Origin of the sequence: Treponema sp., from assembly GCF_045657965.1 — a bacterium.
Classification (GTDB): domain Bacteria; phylum Spirochaetota; class Spirochaetia; order Treponematales; family Treponemataceae; genus Treponema_D.
The window spans coordinates 1-19,643 of sequence record NZ_JAZOUG010000226.1 but is presented as its reverse complement, the minus strand read 5'-3'; the positions used below and the strand labels follow the sequence as shown (position 1 = coordinate 19,643).

Annotated in this window: 9 protein-coding genes; 4 read left to right on the top strand and 5 right to left on the bottom strand. The window is 39.9% G+C overall.

The window, feature by feature from the left end; translation table 11 throughout:
• Window positions 1-5: 5 nt before the first annotated feature.
• Complete coding sequence (gene nrdG, locus ACKI5B_RS08330) at window positions 6-512, bottom strand: anaerobic ribonucleoside-triphosphate reductase activating protein (protein ID WP_407427680.1); 507 nt, start codon at window positions 510-512, stop codon at window positions 6-8.
• A gap of 93 nt (window positions 513-605) precedes the next feature.
• Between nrdG and ACKI5B_RS08325 the strand changes: the two genes are divergently transcribed.
• Window positions 606-842, top strand: coding sequence for a NifU family protein (locus tag ACKI5B_RS08325; RefSeq protein WP_407427678.1), 237 nt, complete (start codon window positions 606-608; stop codon window positions 840-842).
• Window position 843: 1 nt separating this feature from the next.
• Here ACKI5B_RS08325 and ACKI5B_RS08320 read toward each other — a convergent pair whose 3' ends face one another.
• A complete protein-coding gene (locus tag ACKI5B_RS08320; protein ID WP_407427676.1) occupies window positions 844-1,296 on the bottom strand; it encodes a nucleoside deaminase in 453 nt (150 codons plus the stop codon).
• An 80-nt stretch (window positions 1,297-1,376) separates the two neighbouring features.
• Between ACKI5B_RS08320 and ACKI5B_RS08315 the strand changes: the two genes are divergently transcribed.
• Window positions 1,377-3,200 carry a YgiQ family radical SAM protein gene (locus ACKI5B_RS08315; RefSeq protein WP_407427674.1) on the top strand — a complete coding sequence of 608 codons (1,824 nt, stop codon included), beginning with the start codon at window positions 1,377-1,379 and terminating at the stop codon, window positions 3,198-3,200.
• An 81-nt stretch (window positions 3,201-3,281) separates the two neighbouring features.
• On the top strand, window positions 3,282-5,063 hold the full coding sequence (locus ACKI5B_RS08310) for a GGDEF domain-containing protein (RefSeq protein ID WP_407427672.1): 1,782 nt from the start codon (window positions 3,282-3,284) through the stop codon (window positions 5,061-5,063).
• 37 nt (window positions 5,064-5,100) lie between these two features.
• Here the strand turns inward: ACKI5B_RS08310 and ACKI5B_RS08305 are convergent, their stop codons facing one another.
• Genes ACKI5B_RS08305 through ACKI5B_RS08295 form a run of 3 tightly spaced genes read right to left on the bottom strand, consistent with a single transcriptional unit; the run spans window position 5,101 to window position 9,552 of the window.
• Window positions 5,101-6,453 (bottom strand): MATE family efflux transporter, encoded by a 1,353-nt coding sequence (locus ACKI5B_RS08305; RefSeq protein WP_407427670.1) that lies wholly within the window; start codon window positions 6,451-6,453, stop codon window positions 5,101-5,103.
• A gap of 6 nt (window positions 6,454-6,459) precedes the next feature.
• Window positions 6,460-7,797 (bottom strand): phosphoribosylamine--glycine ligase, encoded by a 1,338-nt coding sequence (gene purD / locus ACKI5B_RS08300; protein ID WP_407427668.1) that lies wholly within the window; start codon window positions 7,795-7,797, stop codon window positions 6,460-6,462.
• Between the two features lie 39 nt (window positions 7,798-7,836).
• Window positions 7,837-9,552: a GGDEF domain-containing protein gene (locus ACKI5B_RS08295; RefSeq protein WP_407427726.1), complete on the bottom strand. Its 1,716-nt coding sequence runs from the start codon at window positions 9,550-9,552 to the stop codon at window positions 7,837-7,839.
• Window positions 9,553-9,822: 270 nt separating this feature from the next.
• On the opposite strand from ACKI5B_RS08295, the gene ACKI5B_RS08290 reads away from it, so the two are divergent.
• The coding region (locus tag ACKI5B_RS08290; protein ID WP_407427666.1) for a hypothetical protein at window positions 9,823-19,643 on the top strand (9,821 nt) is incomplete at its 3' end.

The following is a 19,643-nucleotide window of genomic DNA, read 5'->3' as shown; positions in this document are numbered from 1 at the left end:
TTACTCTATAGCTTTAAAAGACAGTTGTGCTCCAGGTCAATAATACGCTGATTCCTTGACCCTCTGAAATTTAAAGTCAAATCTTTGAGATTTTCGATAAAAGGTCCGTCAATAAGAACATTTATGCATGCCAGCATACGGTTTGTAAAAGGAGTGTGTTTTCGTCCATCCTGAGGAAGCAAATCCTTGTCATAGAGGTAGCCGGTGTAACACCATATATTTTTTTGAGGGAATTCTTTTTTGACACGTTCCAGAAATGGAGCAAGAACTTCCTGATTTTCTTCTTCAAAAGGTTCACCGCCCAATACTGTAAGACCTGCAATATGAGCTGGTTTGAGGGCTTCAAGAATTTCCTGTTCAGTTTCTTCTGTAAAAGGCTTTCCAAAATTAAAATCCCAGGTAATCTGATTGTGACAGCCTTTGCAGTGATTCCGGCATCCGGAAACAAACAGAGAAACTCTTACACCTAAGCCATCAGCTATATCAACTTTTTTAATAACTCCATAATTCATAAAATTATTTTACTCATGCTGAAAAGAGTTTTCAATCGTTTTTAACTTTCTTTTTTTCCGGAATTCTATTATCTTTATTTCAGGAGTTAAATTATGACAAAAGAACAGGAAGCTACCGTTTTGGAAGCAATTGATATGTTCCGCCCGCAGCTTCAGGCAGATGGTGGAGATATGGAATTCGTTTCGATTGATGAACAGAATCGTGTTCATCTTCGTTTAACAGGTGCCTGCGGAAGCTGCCCGATGGCTCTTATGACCTTAAAAATGGGCGTTGAACGCTATTTAAAAGATGCCTGCCCTGAAGTAACCGAAGTTGTTCAGGAGCAGTAAATTAATATCTTTGAGCGTTGAGTTTTGAGTAATCCTCAAAAAGTTTGAGACATTCTTCGCGGTTTTGTTCCTGCGCAGAATAGTCTCCGCCTTTTTTTTCAAAGCACTTGTAAAATTCGTCATCGCGGAAGCCGATTTTATCCGTGTCGGAAATAGTGCATCCGTAAAAAACTTTTCTGATGTTTGCCCAGAGAATTCCTCCAAGGCACATCGGACAGGGTTCGGCGGTTGTGTAAAGTTCACAGCCGGAAAGGTCATGAGTCCCCAGATTTTTACAGGCATCACGGATTGCTTCCATTTCGCCGTGGCAGGTAGGGTCTTTTTTTAAAAGAACCCGGTTGTGCCCGCGGCCGATTATTTTCCCGTCTTTTACTATTACTGAACCAAACGGTCCGCCTTCGTAATTGTTTATTCCGTTGTATGCTTCTTTTAAAGCTTCCTGCATATATTCCATTTTTTTATTATATCATAAAAAGGGAAAGAAACGAAATTGAATGCTAATCATTTCATCGATTTTGTGCTATAATTCTCTCCGTGTCTAATCCCTTCCTTCCAATTTCAAAACAAGACCTTCTCGAACGCGGCATAGACGAACCTGATTTCGTTTTTGTCTCAGGCGATGCTTATGTTGACCACGCTTCTTTTGCTTCAGCTCTTTTGGGGCGTTTACTCGAAGCAAACGGTTATTCTGTCGCCCTTTTATGCCAGCCGGACTGGAAAAATGTCGAAGAATTCCGTAAATTCGGCCGGCCGCGTTTAGGTTTTCTGGTCAGTGCGGGGGCTATGGATTCGATGGTTTCAAATTACACTGCGAACAACAAGCCCCGCAGCGAAGATGTTTATGCTCACGGCGGAGTGGCAGGCCACAGACCGGACAGGGCTTTAATCACCTATATTTCAAAAATCCGTGAAGCGTACAAAGGCGTTAATGTCATAATCGGTGGTATCGAAGCAAGTTTACGCCGGACAAGCCATTATGATTACTGGTCAAACACAGTGCGCCGCTCAATTCTGCTTGATTCAAAGGCAGATTTACTTATGTACGGCATGGGCGAGCACTCTATTTTAGAAATTGCGGCAAAATTGCGTGAAGGCGTTCCTGCTAAAGCTATCCGCGGGGTGCGGGGAACAGTGTGGTATACAAGCAAGCCTGAAGAAATTCCAGAAAAAGCCATAATGCTTCCCTCTTATGCCGAAATCAGCAAAAATACTCCTGAAAGCAAGCGGCTTTTTGCAGAAAGTTACCTTATTCAGGAGCAGAATACGGACGCAATCAACGGTCATATTCTTGCTGAGCCTGTAGACGCGCGTTTTATCGTGCAGGAACCGGCCGCACTTCCTCTTACGACAGAAGAATTTGATTCAATTTACGAGCTTCCTTTTACGCGAAAATGGCATCCGATGTACGATGCACCTGCCGAAAACGGCAAAACCGGCATTCCGGCACTCAGCGAAGTGCAGTTCAGCCTTGTTTCAAGCCGTGGCTGTTTTGGAGCGTGCTCTTTCTGTGCGATTACTTTTCATCAGGGCAGGCGCATTCAGGCCCGGAGTCACGAAAGTCTTGTTAAAGAAGCAAAAATCATGACGGAAAATCCTGATTTTAAGGGATATATTCATGATGTCGGAGGACCTACCGCAAATTTCCGGCATGATGCGTGTAAATTTCAGAAAGAACGCGGTGCGTGCCCGAACAAAGACTGTATGGGAACAAATCCGTGTAAAAACGTAAATGTCGATCACACAGAATATGTCGAACTTTTGCGAAAACTGCGCTCACTTCCGAAAGTCAAAAAGGTTTTTATCCGCTCCGGAATCCGCTTTGACTATCTTATGATGGACAATGACAAAACTTTCTTTAAGGAACTTGTCGAATATCACATTTCAGGCCAGCTCAAAGTTGCCCCTGAACACGTTTCAAACAAGCTCCTCCGTCTTATGCGAAAATCAAGCCATGAGCTTTACGAAAAATTTGCCGCCGAATATGCAGACTGGAACCGTAAGCTCGGGAAAAAGCAGTATCTTGTGCCGTATTACATCTGCTCGCATCCGGGGGCAGGTCTTGCCGAAGCGATTGAAGTTGCCTTATACCTTAAAAAAACAGGATTCGTGCCGGATCAGGTGCAGGATTTTTATCCGACTCCGGGAAGTCTTTCTACATGTATGTACTGGACAGGCTTAAATCCTCGCAATCGCCTTGCAGACGGCAATTTTGAAGAAGTTTATGTTGCCCGTGGAGCGCACGAACGCCGTTTACAGCGCGCCCTTCTTCAGTTTAACCGCCGTGAAAATGCCCCGCTTGTAAAAGAAGCGCTCGAAAAGGCCGGACGGCGCGATTTAATCAAAGTTTTATTAAAATAAAGTTTAATAATTGTGAAATTTTCTTTAAAAATTACTTATTTTCGTTTATAATAAAGAGATATGTTTTTTTAAGGAAAATCAGTGAAGAATCTTGAAATAAAAATTGCCTACATCGACAAAGATTTCAAAATACTCGACCGGAACAAAGAATTTTATTCTTATTTTGAAATGCCGGGTTTTTTATATGATAATATTTCAGATTTACTGGCTCCTGAACATAAACAGCAGTTCTTAGAATTTTTAGAAGAAAGCCGTAACCGCGATGAATTCCGGGCTTATAAATTCAAGAAAATTTCAGGCCAGTATCAGTACAATATTGTTTCTGTGGGTGAAGATGTTCACAACGAAAAAAAATGTATTTCAGTTTACATAATCGAAGTTACGGATGCACTTGTTTTTTATCGTGAAGCAAATTCTTTTGAAAAACGCATTAATCATGCACTTGGAATTACAAATGAATATCTTTTCTATTATCAGAAATCAACAAATATATTCCGGATGCACAACTTCCTTCAAAATCAAAAAATTACAATTTATGAGCAGAACATAGATTCCTGGGCAGAGCAGGTTATAAAAGAATCTCTTATTGATGAAGAAAGTATTTCCCTTTTCATGCAGAAAATTCAGGAATTAAAAGAATGTAATTCTGAATTTGAAGCAAATATTTCCTGTTCATTCCGCTCCGGAGCATTATCACATGAAAAAATGACTTTTAAAGCTATCCGGCTTGAAGATAACGGCGATGTTTTTATGGTTGGACGCATGCTGCCGGAACTTCTGGTCGAACAGAGTGATAAATCAACAGAGCTTCTTCAGGAATTAAAAATTGACCCTCTTACTGATGTTTATAACAAAAAAGCAATCATGTCTTTTGCCGAAAAACGTTTTACACCCGGCACAAAAGAGCATGCAGTTTTAGCAATTGTTGACCTGGATCATTTTAAGCCGGTTAATGATGCTTACGGGCATCTGGCCGGTGATAAAGTCTTAAAAAAGGCAGGCGAAGTTCTTAAAGAAGTTGTCGGCGAACAGGGTGTAATCGGCCGTTATGGCGGTGATGAATTTCTGGTCATTCTTGAAGATATGTCTGAAGAAAGCATTTTCCGATCAATTTTACGGGCTATAAATGTAAATATCAGTGCTGCATTTGAAAATACTTTCTCTGATATAAAAGTTACTGCTTCTGTTGGTGCTTCCCAGTATTCTAAAGATGGAGATACATTTGATGAACTTTTTAAAAAGGCTGATTTCTGTCTTTACCGTGCAAAAGATAAGGGGCGGGACAGATATGTATTTTACCGTGAAGATTTGCATGGTGAACTTTATAAAAAGGCAACGGAATCTAAAACAGAAGGCATAAAATATGATGTTCGTGAAGTGCTTGAACTTAAAAGTATGTCTGATTTCCTTTTAAATTTACGCACTGAGCCTCATAAAGCTATTAATACTGTTCTTGAACACATGGTTAAAACATACAATCTTGGGGCCGTCAATGTTTATTACGGACCGGCAATGAAGCGAATCTACTGCGTTGGAGAAGCTTCTAAAAAACTTGAAGATGCATGTTATGTCTTTTCTCAGGAATTTTCTGATGCTTTCAATAAAAAGCCTTTTATCAGGATTAATTTCACTACAGAACTGCGTGATGCTGCAAAATCATTTGCCAAGATTCTGGAAAACCGCGGTGTAAAATCATCAATTCAGTGTATTCTGGGAACTGTAGAAAAACCTCTCGGCATAATTACATTTGACCGTCTTAAAGAAGGTGCAATGTGGGCCGAATATGAAGTTAACTGCTGTGTAATGGTAGCCGCTGCCCTTAACTTACTCACTGAAAAAGAATTAAAAGAATTATTTGAATAAACTTCAGAAAGTGCTGAACCGCTATTTGAACTGACAGCTATTTTGTGACATTATGAAGCCACTTTCCGCTTCTTACACGCAAGATACCGCATACGGTTTTAAGCATCTGCTCGCTTTCAAGGCAGATTAAGATAAGCCATGCAGGGCTGTTCCATAAAAAAGTTGCTGTAAATCCAAGTGGAATTGCAAGTGCCCACATCCACACATTGTCTATTACCGAAGCAAAGACTGTGTCGCCTCCTGACCGGCATACACCAACAATAATCAGCATATTAAATGCCCGTGAAGGATACATGCACATGAGAACATAAAGCATGGATTGTGTGATTGTAATTATTTGCGGTGAAACATTAAAAATATGCGGCAGAATCCGGGAAATAGGGAATAAAAAAAGACCGATTACTGCTCCCATAAGCGGTAAAAACCAGCAGAAACGGTTTGTGTATGCACGTGCAGCTTCTTCTTCACCGGCACCGATTTTCTTTCCGAGTATTACTGAAGAAGCACTGCCCATACCGATAAAAAAGACCCAGGTAAGCTGACTTACTGTATTCATAATACTGAAAGCTGCAAAAGATTCTGTCCCTGCATGAGAAAATATCGAATTCTGGGTAGTGATACCCAGTCCCCAGAGAGTTTCTGAAAGAAGGACAGGAGCTGCAACTTTAATCAGTTTAAGTACAAATACACGTTCAAAGCTCAAAAGTTCGCGCAGATTTGAAACAGCTTCATATTTTTTTGCACGGCTCCAGGTGATTGTTATAATCATTTCGGCTGTGCGGGCAATTACTGTTGCAATGGCAGCACCTGCAACTCCAAATTTTGGAATTCCCAGAGCAGGACAGCCGAAAATCAAAAGTGAATTAAAAATGACATTCAGTACAAAGGAAACTGCCGTTGTGACCATTGGCAGAACAACCCGTTCAGTGCTTCTGAAAGCCATCTGACAGGTAAAGGAAACGGTCATTACCGGATAACTGAAAGCAACGGCTTTTAAATAACGTACGCCTTCACGGATAACATTTTCGTCATTTGAATAAAGACCGAGAAGTTTTTCCGGAACAGTAAGTGCAAGTGACATAAACACAAGAGAAACAGTCGTGCAGGCAGCCAGCATAATTCCGAAAGTTTTTCTGATACCCCGTAAATCCTGTGCACCCCAGAACTGCGAAATAAAAATAGAACTTCCTGAACTGACCCCGAATACAACCATCGCCAGCATAAAATAAATCTGGTTTCCAAGCCCGACAGCCGCAATTTCCGTTGCTCCAAGACGACCGACCATGATAGTATCCATCATGTTTACGAAAGTCTGGAGCAGATTCTGAAGAATTATTGGAACTGCTATAGAGAAAAGGGTTTTGTAAAAGCCTTTGAGAAGAGATGTCAATTTGCTTTAGTTACTTTCGGCAGCTCCAGGTAATCCGATGTCTTTTCTGAAGAACATAGCATCGAATTTTACGCCTTCCATTGCTTCGTAAGCTTTTTTCCATGCTTCATCAAAAGTTGAACCATGTGCAGAACATGCCAGAACGCGGCCTCCGTTTGTAATCAGCACAGGGGTTTTAGCTCTGCGGTCGTTTATTGCGCCTGCAATAAATATTTTTGCGCCTGCATTTTCAATTTTTGAATTATCGAAGGAAATTGCTTTGCCTTTTGCATATTTGTGCGGATAACCGCCGGAAACAGCAACAGGAGCAACCTGGAAACCTGTTTTCCATTTCATTTCAAATGAATCCAGAGAGCCGTTCATAATAGACTGGCAGAGTTCTGCAAAATCAAAATCCATCATCGGCAGAACAGCCTGAGTTTCCGGATCACCAAGGCGTACATTGTATTCAAGAGCTTTTGGTCCTTCTTTTGTAAGCATAAGACCAAAGAAAATAAAGCCGCGGTAATCCATTTTTTCGGAAATTAAACCTTTTAGGGTCGGCTGAAGAATATTTTTTTCAAAGAGAGCCATTGTTTCGTCTGTAACATCGCTGAGAGGACAGACTGCACCCATTCCGCCTGTATTCGGACCTTTAGCTCCGTCCATAAGGCGTTTATGATCACGCGCTGGAAGGAAAGCTTTAATACAGGCTTTACCGTTTGCAGCGCTTTCTTCTGTTACACTGACTGCAGCAAGAACTGAAATTTCTACACCCTGTAAATATTCTTCGATAACAAGTTTTTTGCCTGCTTCGCCAAGATTTGCAGTAAGTTCTTCGACAGCATTTTCGGCTTCTTCAAGAGTTTTTGCTACTACAACACCTTTGCCTGCTGCAAGACCGTCTGCTTTGATAACGATAGGAGCACCTTTCTGGCGTACATAAGCAAGTGCTTCCTGCTTATCTGTGAAAGTCTGAGAATCAGCACAGGCAACACCATATTTCTGCATGAAAATTTTTGATAAATCTTTTGAAGCTTCGAGGGCAGCACCTTTTGCTTTTGGACCGACTGCTGGAATGCCTGCATTCCAGAGAGCGTCTGCAATTCCTTCTGCAAGAGGATCTTCAGGTCCAACAACAGCAAATTCTACTTTTTCTGATTTTGCAATTGTACAGGCTGCATCATTAAGAGACAAATTTGCCAGAGCTGGATTTTCTTTCGGGTCGATATTTCGGCACTTTGCTTCATGTGCAGTTCCGCCGTTACCAGGAACACAGATAACTTCGTTTACAAGTTTTGACTCAGCCAGACGCCATGCAATTGTATGTTCGCGGCCACCACTTCCAATTACTAAAACTTTCATGATTTACTCCATAAAAATCGCAAAAGCGACTGATATATTTTACAGAATTTCTGATAATTTTCTAGCTATAAGGAGAGCGAATGTGATTTTATCTTTTTTAAATGAGCGGGCTGGTTTATATAAATCATAACAAATCAGCATTTTAGGTTTGCCTGATTTTGTTTTAAATAAAGCTTCGAGAGTAGTTGAAATGTCTGAATTCCGGTACATTTCATAAAATTTACCGTCAACAGAGCTGAGAATATTTGTATTATCAAGATGCAGAAAATTATATTCGTTGAAGAAGTGAAAGTAATCTGCTCCTTCTGCAAGATAATCTTTGCGGATGTCGTTTTTATCTTTGCCGGCAATATATTTTAGTTTTAAATTTTTGTCGTAGACTGTAATTTTTGAAATCTGAAGGTAAGAGCAGACAAGATTTAAAACTTTGAGAACAGATTTAGAATCGTCTTTGTTAAGATTATCTAATTCATTAAGAATCTGTAATTCTGAATCAACACTGTCCGCAAAGAATTTTCCGGAAGATACTCTGTTGTCAACCTGTTTGTTTTCGACGATGATTTTGTCGTGAATTTCAGGCTTGTAAATAATGTAACAGTTCCGGCCGCGGTATTTTGCAATATAGAGAGATTTATCGGCAAGTTCAAAAAGATCGTTGTAATTCTGTGCATGAAGAGGAAAGCGGGCAATACCCATTGAGCAGGTTACAATACTGCCAGGTTCAACATTTGTGATATTCCATTGAATTCCTGTACGGATATTACGGGTAACATTACGGATATCATCTTCTTCGACAAGATCGAGAATAATTAAAAATTCATCACCACCGATTCTGCCGGCAACACCTTTGCCTTTAATTGCATCAGTGATACAGCTTGCGATTGTAACGAGAACTCTGTCACCAAAAATATGGCCGTAAGAATCATTACATTCTTTAAATTTGTCGGCATCAAGAATAATCAGTGTGCAGGGAGTTTTTTCTTCGTTGATTTTTTTGATAGCCATTTCTGTAATGGCTTTTTTATTGTAAAGACCTGTAAGACCGTCCCTGCTTTCAGAATGAGTGTTCATTAAAGGTTCTTTTGCTTTATGCAGGCTGATTGAACCGACGATTAAAGAATTGTCGCGCGTGCTGGTTTTTAAAGTGTGTATCGTGAAAATTTTTTTGTCTGTCTGTAAGAAATTGTAATATTTGTTTGATTTGAATTCTTCGATATTTGCAAACATAGAGTCAAGCTGAGCTGCTGTGTCGGCGTTATGAAGATTTATTTTGAAGGTATGAATTAAATATTCTTTGAAGGCAGCCTTCTGACCATCAAAAACAGTAATTAAATCTTTTGTATTTTTGAGAATATATTTTTTGCCGTCGTAAGTGAAATAATAGGCATCAAAATTCTGGAGAAGGGCAGTAAATTCACGGCTTTCAAGTAAAGCCTTGTTTAAAAGCTGGCGCGAATAGGAAAGTTCTTCGATAACGACGCGGAAAAGGCCGTTTTCTTTTGTGATTGTGAAAATACAGGAAATAGAATTTTCGAAAGGCTTTATGTTTGCTAAAAAGCTGTGTTTTGTTAATTTGTCATCAAAATTTGAAAGGAAGAATTTAAGATTTCGGGTATCGGATTCTTCGAGCATGTAGGAGATGTTTAAATTGAAATCAGTTTTCTGGACGAGGCGCAAAAAAGAACGGTTTGCATCTTTGACATTAAGTTCGCTGTCAATGAGGAAGCTTATGTCACTAAGTCTGCGCTGGTTCATTGATTCCACTTTTATCCTCCTGCCGAAACCTAGCTGAACGATAGACAACAGAAAATTGTATCATAATTTTTCTTTTAAGTAAAATAAATTTTCTTTATATGCTGTAAAAAAATCAGAAAGAAAATCTCTGAATATCAAAAAGTTAATGTAAATTTGGACTTAAGAACAGCCGATATGAATATGAATATTCTTATTTTTCTTATCAAATTTTAAACTCAATTAAGGATAATCTCGTAAACTGATACTGAAAAAAGTTCCTGGAGGACAAATATGAATACAAAAATGATTACAAAATTTATGAAAGGATTAAGTCTGGCTTTTTTAAGTGTTATCCTGTCTGTGTGCTTTACAGGTTGTGGTGAAGATGCCGGTTTAGGCTCTTCTGTCGATACAGAAGCACCAATGCTTTCTATTACATATCCTCCTTCACTTGCCATAATTAAGGGTAAATTCCTGCTTGCAGGTGTCTGGTCTGATGATAAATTAGTAAGCTCCGTTTCTGTTGAGGTTTATAAAACAGCCGATGGAAGTGATAATATTCTCGTTGATTCAACAACTGCTTCTGTCGGTTCAAACGGAAAATGGTCTGTGCTTTTGAATGAATATGACAGCGAAAAATATGCTGCCTATAACGGCTGGAAATTCTGTGACGGTGATTATGAAATTCAGGTTACTGCCCGTGACGATGCCGGTCATCATTCAGGAACGGCAGCCCGTGCTTTTTCTATTGATAACTCAGCGCCTGTTCTTGTTCTTACAAAGCCTGCAACATCAGGTTCTTCTGCTTCTCCGGAAAGTTTTGGTCAAATCATACAGTTGACAGGTTCTTTTTATGATTTATGCAATAAAATTTCTACACTTAAAGTAAGTTTTTATGATTCGACGGGAAATGCAATTGGTGATTCTTCATTTTCAAATATTACGAGCCTGAGCGATTCAAGTCCTCTGACAATTGCACATTATTATTCAAATTCGAGTGACAGACAGGCATATTCTCAAATCTACAATAATTATGCTTCTCTGCTTGGAAGTGATAATATTTCCGCTTATGAATCAGGCAGTTCAATCAGTGATGTTAAAATCTATTTTACAGTTACTGCTTATGACGGAGCAAAAATTTATCTGAATTCAGAAGATTCCGGAACGGGAGAAGGAAATAAAACAACAACCTTCTATCGTGGAATAACAAGCATGCAGAATTTAATCAGTGGTGATGATGAAACTGTCGGTTCTTTCTCGCCGGCTGATTTGGGAGCTTATTTAAATAAAACTTCGTCTGATTTTACACAATACGCTTCTACAATTGATTCTATTTTGGAAATATCGAAAAGTGTTTCTACAGATACATCAGAAACTCCTGTAATTTCGGATACAGCAAATGATGATGTTTCTGCAGGACCTGTTTATCTGACTTTTAATGTAAATCCGATGAATAATCCGCTTTATACCGCCGGCGGTTATGAGTGCGTTTCTGTAGCTGAAGCAGCAGAAGATACTGATACTTATTCTGAAGAAGGCTACAAAAGAGTTTATGAAGGTGCTCCGGTTCCTGTATCTTTGACTGTAGGTGCAGACCACAAGAATATCAAAACAAGCACAGTAAGCATTTACCGCATCGATAAAACAAAATACAGCGGTGCTGTTTCAAAAGATATGTTTACAAAAGAAAATTATGATGCAGGATACTTTACGCTTTTGTGGACATGGAATGAAGATGTTAAAAATGAAGCTTCAGAATGGGGAATCGATGTTTCAGGCATTTATACATATGCTTCAACTGAAACTAATGTGTCTTCTCTTTCAAAACAGCTTTCTGTCAGTGATTTTGAAGCAGGTCATAATTATCAGTTCTTTGTTACCGGAACTGATATTTCTGGCAAAGAACTTGTCAGCGTAAACACAGCCGGCTACGGATTCTGCGGTGCTGTTTCTACAAGTGCACCTGTAATCAAGGCAACTGAAGGTAAAAAACTCAATTCTGTTGTAAGCGGCGAAGCTTTCACAGGAAATGTTTCAAGTCTTGATGAACTGCTTTATGTTGCAGGTACAATTTCTTCGTCTGCTGTTGTTAATTCTCTTTCATACTCATTAACAGTTACTGATTCAGGTAATTCTTTAAATAAAACTACTCACAGCGGAAATATTAATGTCGAAAAAGTAGCTGCGGCTCCTGATTATTCAGGTGATTTTGCATCATCTTACTGTTACACGACAAATGATTCATCTTCTTCAATTACATATTACTGGCGCTTTACAACCGCAGGCATTGCTTCTGAATTCACCAGTGTAATTGGAACCGGTGATTATGAAGTAAGTCTTACCCTTGCCGCTGACAACGGCGCAACCGGAAGCTTTTCACGTACCTTTACTCTGGACACTCAGAATCCGGTTCCGGAACTTTCTGCTGTTTCGCCGTCTTCTGAATCAGGTTCTTCTTACTGGATTAATCCGAAAAATGACTTTACCGTGACAGGTCTTGTAACAGATAACCTTTCCACTGCCAAAGCCTGTACAAACTGGATTAAACTTGTTGCCCTTACAGCAGCAGATACAGAAGAATCGTCAGCTTCGTATACTTCTGAAAATCTTTCCGGCGTTAACAAGTGGAGCTTTACAGTTCATGCAGAAAGTGTTGATTCAGGTTATTACGGGGCAAACCTTTACATGTATTCTAAAGATTCTGCTGGAAATATTGGAGTAAGCACACCGGTTACTCTCAAATTTGATATTACACCGCCAAAAGCACTTCATGCAGAAGACGGAAAAGGAAAAGATGTTTATTTCAGAATCGGCGAAGCAGACAACGATGACATTGATTCAGATAATGAACTCTGGAACGATGCTTACGATAAGAATGCAGGCAGTAAATACTCCGGAAATACATTCGGAAATTCGACTACAATCAGAATCCGCGGTAACTTCCTGGACGAAGGTTCAGGCGTAAAGATGATTTACTACAAGCTCTTTAAAACTGAACCGGAAGATTCACAAATCACAGACTTCTTTGATAATTATGAAACTAAAAAAGACGGATATTTTGCACCTCTTTCTGAAGTTGAAACAAAACGTGTATTCTACACTGGAATTGATGGAAATGATGAAGGTGTAATCGGTGAAGTTTCAGACGGAGATGATGATCCGGGTGCCCAGACTAAAGTTGAAAAAGGAGGCAGTGTTACTGTAGACGGCAAAACAAAGTACTGGGCATTGATTGATAGTAACTTTAACACGACAATCTCAGGACTACAGGTCGGGAAGAATTACATTGCGCTTGTTGCTGTTGATAATGTAGGAAATGTAAGTAAAGATGCGGTAACTGTAAAAACAGATACTGGAAGCTACATTAAATATAATAATGTTTTTCTCAATGTAGATACGGAAAGTCCGATTTTAGTCTGCTCAGAAAGCGGACAGCAGTATACAAACGGCGTATCTGCAATCACTGTAAATGGAACTTATTCTGATTTACCGGCTTCAGAAAATTCAGGCGTCTCAAAAATTACTCTTGCTTTCAGCGGAGAGTCAGAAACAACAGCCACAGCCGTAATTTATGATGAAGATGGAAACCGCACAACAGATTCAAATGGAAAATATACCTGGGCTGCAATAATTCCTGCTTCAAAAATAAGTTCTCTTACTCAGGGGGAAACTTACAATGTAAACGGTACAGTTACAGATGCGGCCGGAAATTCAAGTTCTTCAACTCTGTTTACCCTTTCATTTGATAAGGAATCTCCTGAAGTCAGCATTTCAACTCCTTCGACAGAGACAAAAATAAACGGAAAAATGGAGCTTACTGGAAAAGTCACTTCAGAGGGCTCTAGCCCTGTAAAACTTGTACTTTATGCTTCAACAGCTGTTCCAGACGGAGATTTTACCGACACAACTAAATTCAAAGAAGTTTCTGAAATCACTGATGTTTCAAAAATTTACAGCTGGTCATTTACAGATATTGATACTTATGATTTGACAGAAGTAGCTTCTGCTCCGACAACAGCTATACTTTATTTTATTCCTGTCGTAACTGACGGAGCGGGAAACAACAATGTTTACGACCTTGCAACTTCTTCATTCAAATATACAGAAGGAATCAACTATTTCAAATACACAGTTGATATGGATTCTGACCGTCCGACAGTAAAAGTCACGAATCTTACAAATTCCGGTACAGATTCTGATCCTGTTTACATTTTGAAATATGGTGAGAAAGCAAAAATCGAGGGAACTGTAAGTGATGATGACTCTACAAGTTCCAGTGCCGTTAAGACATTTATTGCTTCATCAAGCCCGATTACTTCAGCAGACGGCGCAACGGGAATAACGACATTTAATGCTGCTACCGGTGAATTCACATTTACTCCGGCAGATACAGCAGACGGCGAAAAAACTGTTTATTTCTATATAATTGATAATGCAGACACTGTATTCTATACGGCAAAAACTATAACTGTAAGCGAAGCTGATTATAATTATGAGCAGCCTTATTTCCAGTTTAAGACGAGCACTGCCGTTGATTCAAGTACAGCCCTTTCTTATAAGAGTGACGCTACGGCACCAACTATCCAGAATACTCAGATTCAGGCTTATGATTCATCAAAAACAGAAAACGGAACAGCCGCAGCACCTGGAACAAGTCTCTGTGTTGGCGGTGTGAACAAAAAATACATTAAGATGACAGTAACCGGCTACGATGCCAATGGAATTGACGGCATCCGCTTAACCTTGAATTATAAAAAGGCTTCAGACGGTTCAGCAGAAGAGCTTAAGATTGCATCAGGAACAGTATATGAAGAAGAAGGCTTTAGTCAAAGCGGCACTGTTACTGGTACAACAACAGCAGTCTGGACAACAGACTATCTTGACCTTTCTGGAATAGAAACAGGTTCAGTTTCAGGCACAATAGAAGTTTTTGATAAGTCAGGGCTTTTAGGAACAAGTTCTTCAATCTTTAATGTTGATAATTCAGGACCTGCCGTAACTATTACAACTCCTTCTTCAAATGAAGAACTGACCGGTGATATTACCTTTGCAGGAACTTCTACAGACGCAGGAAATGCAGGAACTCTTACAACAGCATGGCTTATTCCAACTCTTGCTCAGGCAGCTATGAGCGATGCAAATCTTGCTTCAGCTGTTGACGGGGAAGGGAACTCAATTTGGAATGATACTCTTGACGATGATAAGACAGTAAATGTCTGGGCATTTACTGTAAAAGCAGAAAAACTTGACTTGTGTGATAATTCAACTTATACAACAACGGTTGCCAATGAAATTTACACACTGCCATTCTATATAAAAACAACAGACAGTTTGGGTAATGTTACGATTGATAGAAATAAAAAAATCCTGCACAATCCGAATGCAGACAGACCAAAGACAGAAATTTCTTATCCAAATGCATCTAATTATGGAACTGATATTGACGGAAACAAGGTTGCATGGGTAACACTTGGAGGTGCAATCCGCATTACAGGAAGTTCTATTATTCCTTCAAATACAACGACAGTTAATTCAGTTTATCTGCAGGTTATAAACGGAACGAACAACCTTGCAAACAGCGGAACTTACACAAAAACTTCGGCATGGGCTTCTTCTCACGGTCTTACTGTAATGACAAAAGCTCAGGTTCAAAGTAGTGTAGGAAAAACTCTTACACTTGCAGATGAATTTGACTGGGGAATTAAGGCAGATAAAACAGGTTCATGGAATATTACAATCAATGAAAACGGAGAAATGAATCCGGCTGCTGACGAACTTACTTACATTGCAATCCGTGCCTGTGCAGTAAACGCAGAAGGAAAAGCCGGAACCTGGACAGACTGGTACTATATTAATATTGATAACACCGCTCCGGGTCAGAAAGGCTATCTGTATCAGTTTGAATCTGCTCCGCAAACTAACAGTGTTGCAGCAGCTACAGTTCTTGCATCAAGTAATATAACTTCAAGTCAGGAATATGGCGGAAGTGACGTTTATCTTAAGGGAGACTGGTTCTTAACAGTAAAACTTCAGGATGAAAGTGAATTAAAATCATTCTCTGTAACAAAAAATCTTAACGGAGGTACAACGGTCCTTTCTTCCGGTACAGACTATTTTGCTTCCACACAGGGCACAGAAGATTCAAAAGTTACTCAGTATCTCTTTATACCTGTTGATAAATCATCATCTTCTGTTGAATACACGGTAATTGTAAAAGATTCTGACCATACTATCTCAAGAACATATTCTCTTAATATCGATAACGATGCTCCGGAAATTAATTATGTCTATAAGGGTTCATCACTTCTGGAAGACAGTTCTAATGTTTTGAGTGATGTTTCAAATACTGTAACTGATTCTAACTATATGTATACTCTCGGCGGGGTTGTAGAAGAAACTGCTTCCGGATTTGAACGGCTTGCCTTCTATTTTGTCCGCGCAAAAGCAATTGACGGAACAACTTATACAACAGAATCTGTCCTTGACCCGCTGGTTACTACTGGAACAGCAGACGCAAAGGCTGCAATTGACGGAAATCTTACCGCACGTCCGTTTACTCAGGGAGATGATACATTCTATCTTTACTCAAAGGCTGTATCAGGAACGATGAATGCAGACGGCTACACATTTACACCGTCAACAGCAGCAGATGTTACCGGTAATGCTCATATCAGAAAAGGCGGCCTTATTGAAATCGGCGGTCTTTTAAGAAAAATCACAGATATTAATTCAACTTCCGGTGCTGTAACATTCAACACAAGTACAGGCGTTACCTCAGACACAACTGCAACAGCATACTTCCCTTATGCACAGATTGTTGATAATACAGCAACAGAAAGCGTAGACAGCCAGAGCGCAAATCCGTTCACATTCAAAAACTCTTCTGATGACGGTGACTTGATGCCTGAAACTTTAACCGGCTCTAAATCTGTCGGCTACAGCTGGGATGCAACAATTCACTCTTACAACATCCCTGACGGTCCTTGTGCGCTTGTTGTTCTTGCATTCGATAAGGCTGGAAACGTAAGTGGAAAAACTTATCCTGTTAAGGTAGAAAACTCAGCTCCTCGTCTTGCAAAAGTATTCTTAGGAACAGATTTGGATTCAAGCGGAACGTGGACAGCCGGTGAATTTGAAGCATACAATCTTTATGATGCAAACACCACTTATGGAATTGAAACCACAGAAGTAAAGGCTTCACAGGAAATTTCTACAGCCTCTTATGGAAGTGCATTCAAGATTAAAGACAAGCTTGCCGTAATTGCAGAAATTGTAGGTGGAAATATTACTGAAGAAAAACCGCTTATGATGGTTTACGGACGTGGTGCTTCAACGACTGCAGCAGTACCTTCAAGCGGAACAGGAGCCGGTGTTACTGCTGCGCCAGATAACACTCTTGCTTCACTTGTATCTTCACAGAAAATCGGCAGTGTTTCTTATAACAAGGCCACAAAATCTACATCTCTCTACGGCTACACCCTTACAAACGCACAGATTGTTGCAGCCGTAACGGAAGCAAACGACGGTACAGGTAAAAAAGCTTCATTTACCTTCTGGGATTCAACAGATGAACTTGTACAGGGGTCAACTTCTCAGAACTGTGTACTCTTAGTAAATGACTTTACAATTGACCTTGTAGACTCAGTCCCTCCTCGTGTTGTAGTAAATCCGTTCTACTGGGAAAGCGCTTCCAAGAACTCAATTTATGGAAATTCAGCTTCAAACGGACACATTGAACTTGAAGGTGACTTAACAGGAACTGCAGCGGCAACTCTTTACGGAAGTGACCCTAAAGTTTCAGGAAAGATTACATTCACAGGAACTGCTTATGATGAGCACTCGCTTAAAAAACTTAAGTTCACGCTTGCAAATTCTTCAGGTACAGCCCTTACAGGTTTTGCAGATATTGCAATGGGAACTTACGATTCAACTTCAACGAGCGAAACATATCTTGCAAACGGCGGATGGAGTGCATTAAGCGGAAACTCAGGAGCCGCAGTTTCTTCAACGGGAAGCTATGAATGGACAATCAGCACGGCAGCAACAGATGCTTCACGCTGGTATGAAGATACAGCGTATATGAGCCAGGGCGGACACAAGATTTACTGGACAATCAGCATTGATACAGCCCAGATTCCAAATGTTGCAGAACAGAACATTAAACTCACAGTAACTGCAACAGATAAGGCCGGAACCGCTTCAACAGGAGCAGCCGCAAGTGCACCTGACACAACAGACGGAGCTTACATAGTAACAGACGGAACAACACACGTTCCAAGCTACCAGATGGACGTTGTGCCTTATATTACAGGAATTAAGACAACCGTAAGAAAGGCGAGCGGTCTTAAAGACAACAACATCCGTTCAGCAAGCGGTAAGTACAGTATTCTTGCAAACAACAGTGATAATACAATTACCGTAACAGGCTTTAACTTTAATACAGGGGCTCTTGTTGCAAAAATTGCAGACGCTTCAACTTCAGCCGCAACCGCAATTACGTCAACAGCCGGCGGAACTTCGCTCACAATTACAGCAAGTGATACATCAACTGCCGTAATTACAAATTCAGGCATTACAAAGTCCGGCTATCTTGAGCTCTTCTCAAAGACAGTGCGCGCACTCAATAACATTAACTCAAATGACGCCCACGGAAGCTTTACAAGAACAGAAAGCGTAGAAGACTACAGGAACATGCCGAACCGCGTAAATGAAGCCGACTTCTACACCACAAAGAACGTAATGCTTACAGATGACAGGTACTTAAGGTTCTTTGATATGAAGAATACGGGAGTTAAGAACGGATATTATCCGGTTATGATTATGAACGGCAATAATCCTGTATTTGGGTATGTTGATAATTCTGGAGGTAAAAATTCAGCAGCTGGTACTGCAGCTGGTACTGGTGCAGGTACTTATCGATATGCAAATGCCCAGGCTCAACGAGCTGAATTTGATGAAGATGGCGATGAAGTATATATTGAATATCTTGTAAAACAGTTAAATACAAACCAGATGGGAATGGCAATGGATTCAGCTGGTCGATTCCTTCAGGCAACTGTTTATGATTATGAAAGTGCCGGCTTTGCATTATATTATGACAGATATAATGAAATACAAACATCAAATTATGGTTATGGATGGGGACCTGGTACAGGATATAATCAATATCCAGGAAATTATGCTTATGAAACTGGAAATAATGCAATTGTTCTTGAAACATGCAGTTATTCGGATGGTTCATACGAATCAGGAAGATACCAAAATCCAAAGTTGATTATGGATGGTAATTCACGAACTGGTACTGCAAAAGTTTACATGACATATTTTGATGCAGCCACAGGTGAATTGTTATTCAGAAATTTCCAGTTGGGAAATACAGTTTCCGGTACTGCACGAAATCTTGATTCACAGGGTACTGCAAAAGATGGATACACATATGCACAAAAAATAAATTTTGCAGAAAATTCCCAGAATAGTGGTTATTGGAATTATTATAGGAATGGAAATCAATATGCAAGATATAATAATGATACTTATAATACCGGTCGTCTCTCTGTAACTTCAACAGGTACCAAGAACTTTGATATGGGAGTTACTGATGACGGACATGTAATTATTGTTTATTTTGACAGTGATGACAATATCTTAAAACTTCTGTATTCAACAAATGCTGTAGACGGAACTTCACCAACATCTGCTGTAGCATGGACAACTTCAACTGTTGAATTCCCTGAAAATATCGGTACTTATGTTTCAATGACTCTCGATGGAGATGCAGTACACATTGCAGCATTCGACAGTTATGATTCTAACCTTGTTTACATGTATCTGCCATCTTATGACAGTACTTCTTTACAGAGTGTTACAATCGATCAGGCATCTGCTGTAGGTAACTGGACACAAATTAAGGTTAAAGACCATGTTCCGTACATTGCTTACTATAATGCTACAGAAACAGGCGGTCGTGATCCTGTTAAACTTGCTTATGCTTCTTCTGCAATTTCGGGCACATCTGCAACCGTTCCATTCGGTGTAGATGTAAAACCAGGTACAGCATATGCAGCTTCAGGAACTGGTCAGGCTACCGGTTACACCACCGGCTCATGGGAATA

Coding starts and splice junctions, on each gene's coding strand:
- nrdG (WP_407427680.1), bottom strand. CDS start 512: ATGAATTATGGAGTTATTAAAAAAGTTGATATAGCTGATGGCTTAGGT.
- ACKI5B_RS08325 (WP_407427678.1), top strand. CDS start 606: ATGACAAAAGAACAGGAAGCTACCGTTTTGGAAGCAATTGATATGTTC.
- ACKI5B_RS08320 (WP_407427676.1), bottom strand. CDS start 1,296: ATGGAATATATGCAGGAAGCTTTAAAAGAAGCATACAACGGAATAAAC.
- purD (WP_407427668.1), bottom strand. CDS start 7,797: ATGAAAGTTTTAGTAATTGGAAGTGGTGGCCGCGAACATACAATTGCA.
- ACKI5B_RS08295 (WP_407427726.1), bottom strand. CDS start 9,552: ATGAACCAGCGCAGACTTAGTGACATAAGCTTCCTCATTGACAGCGAA.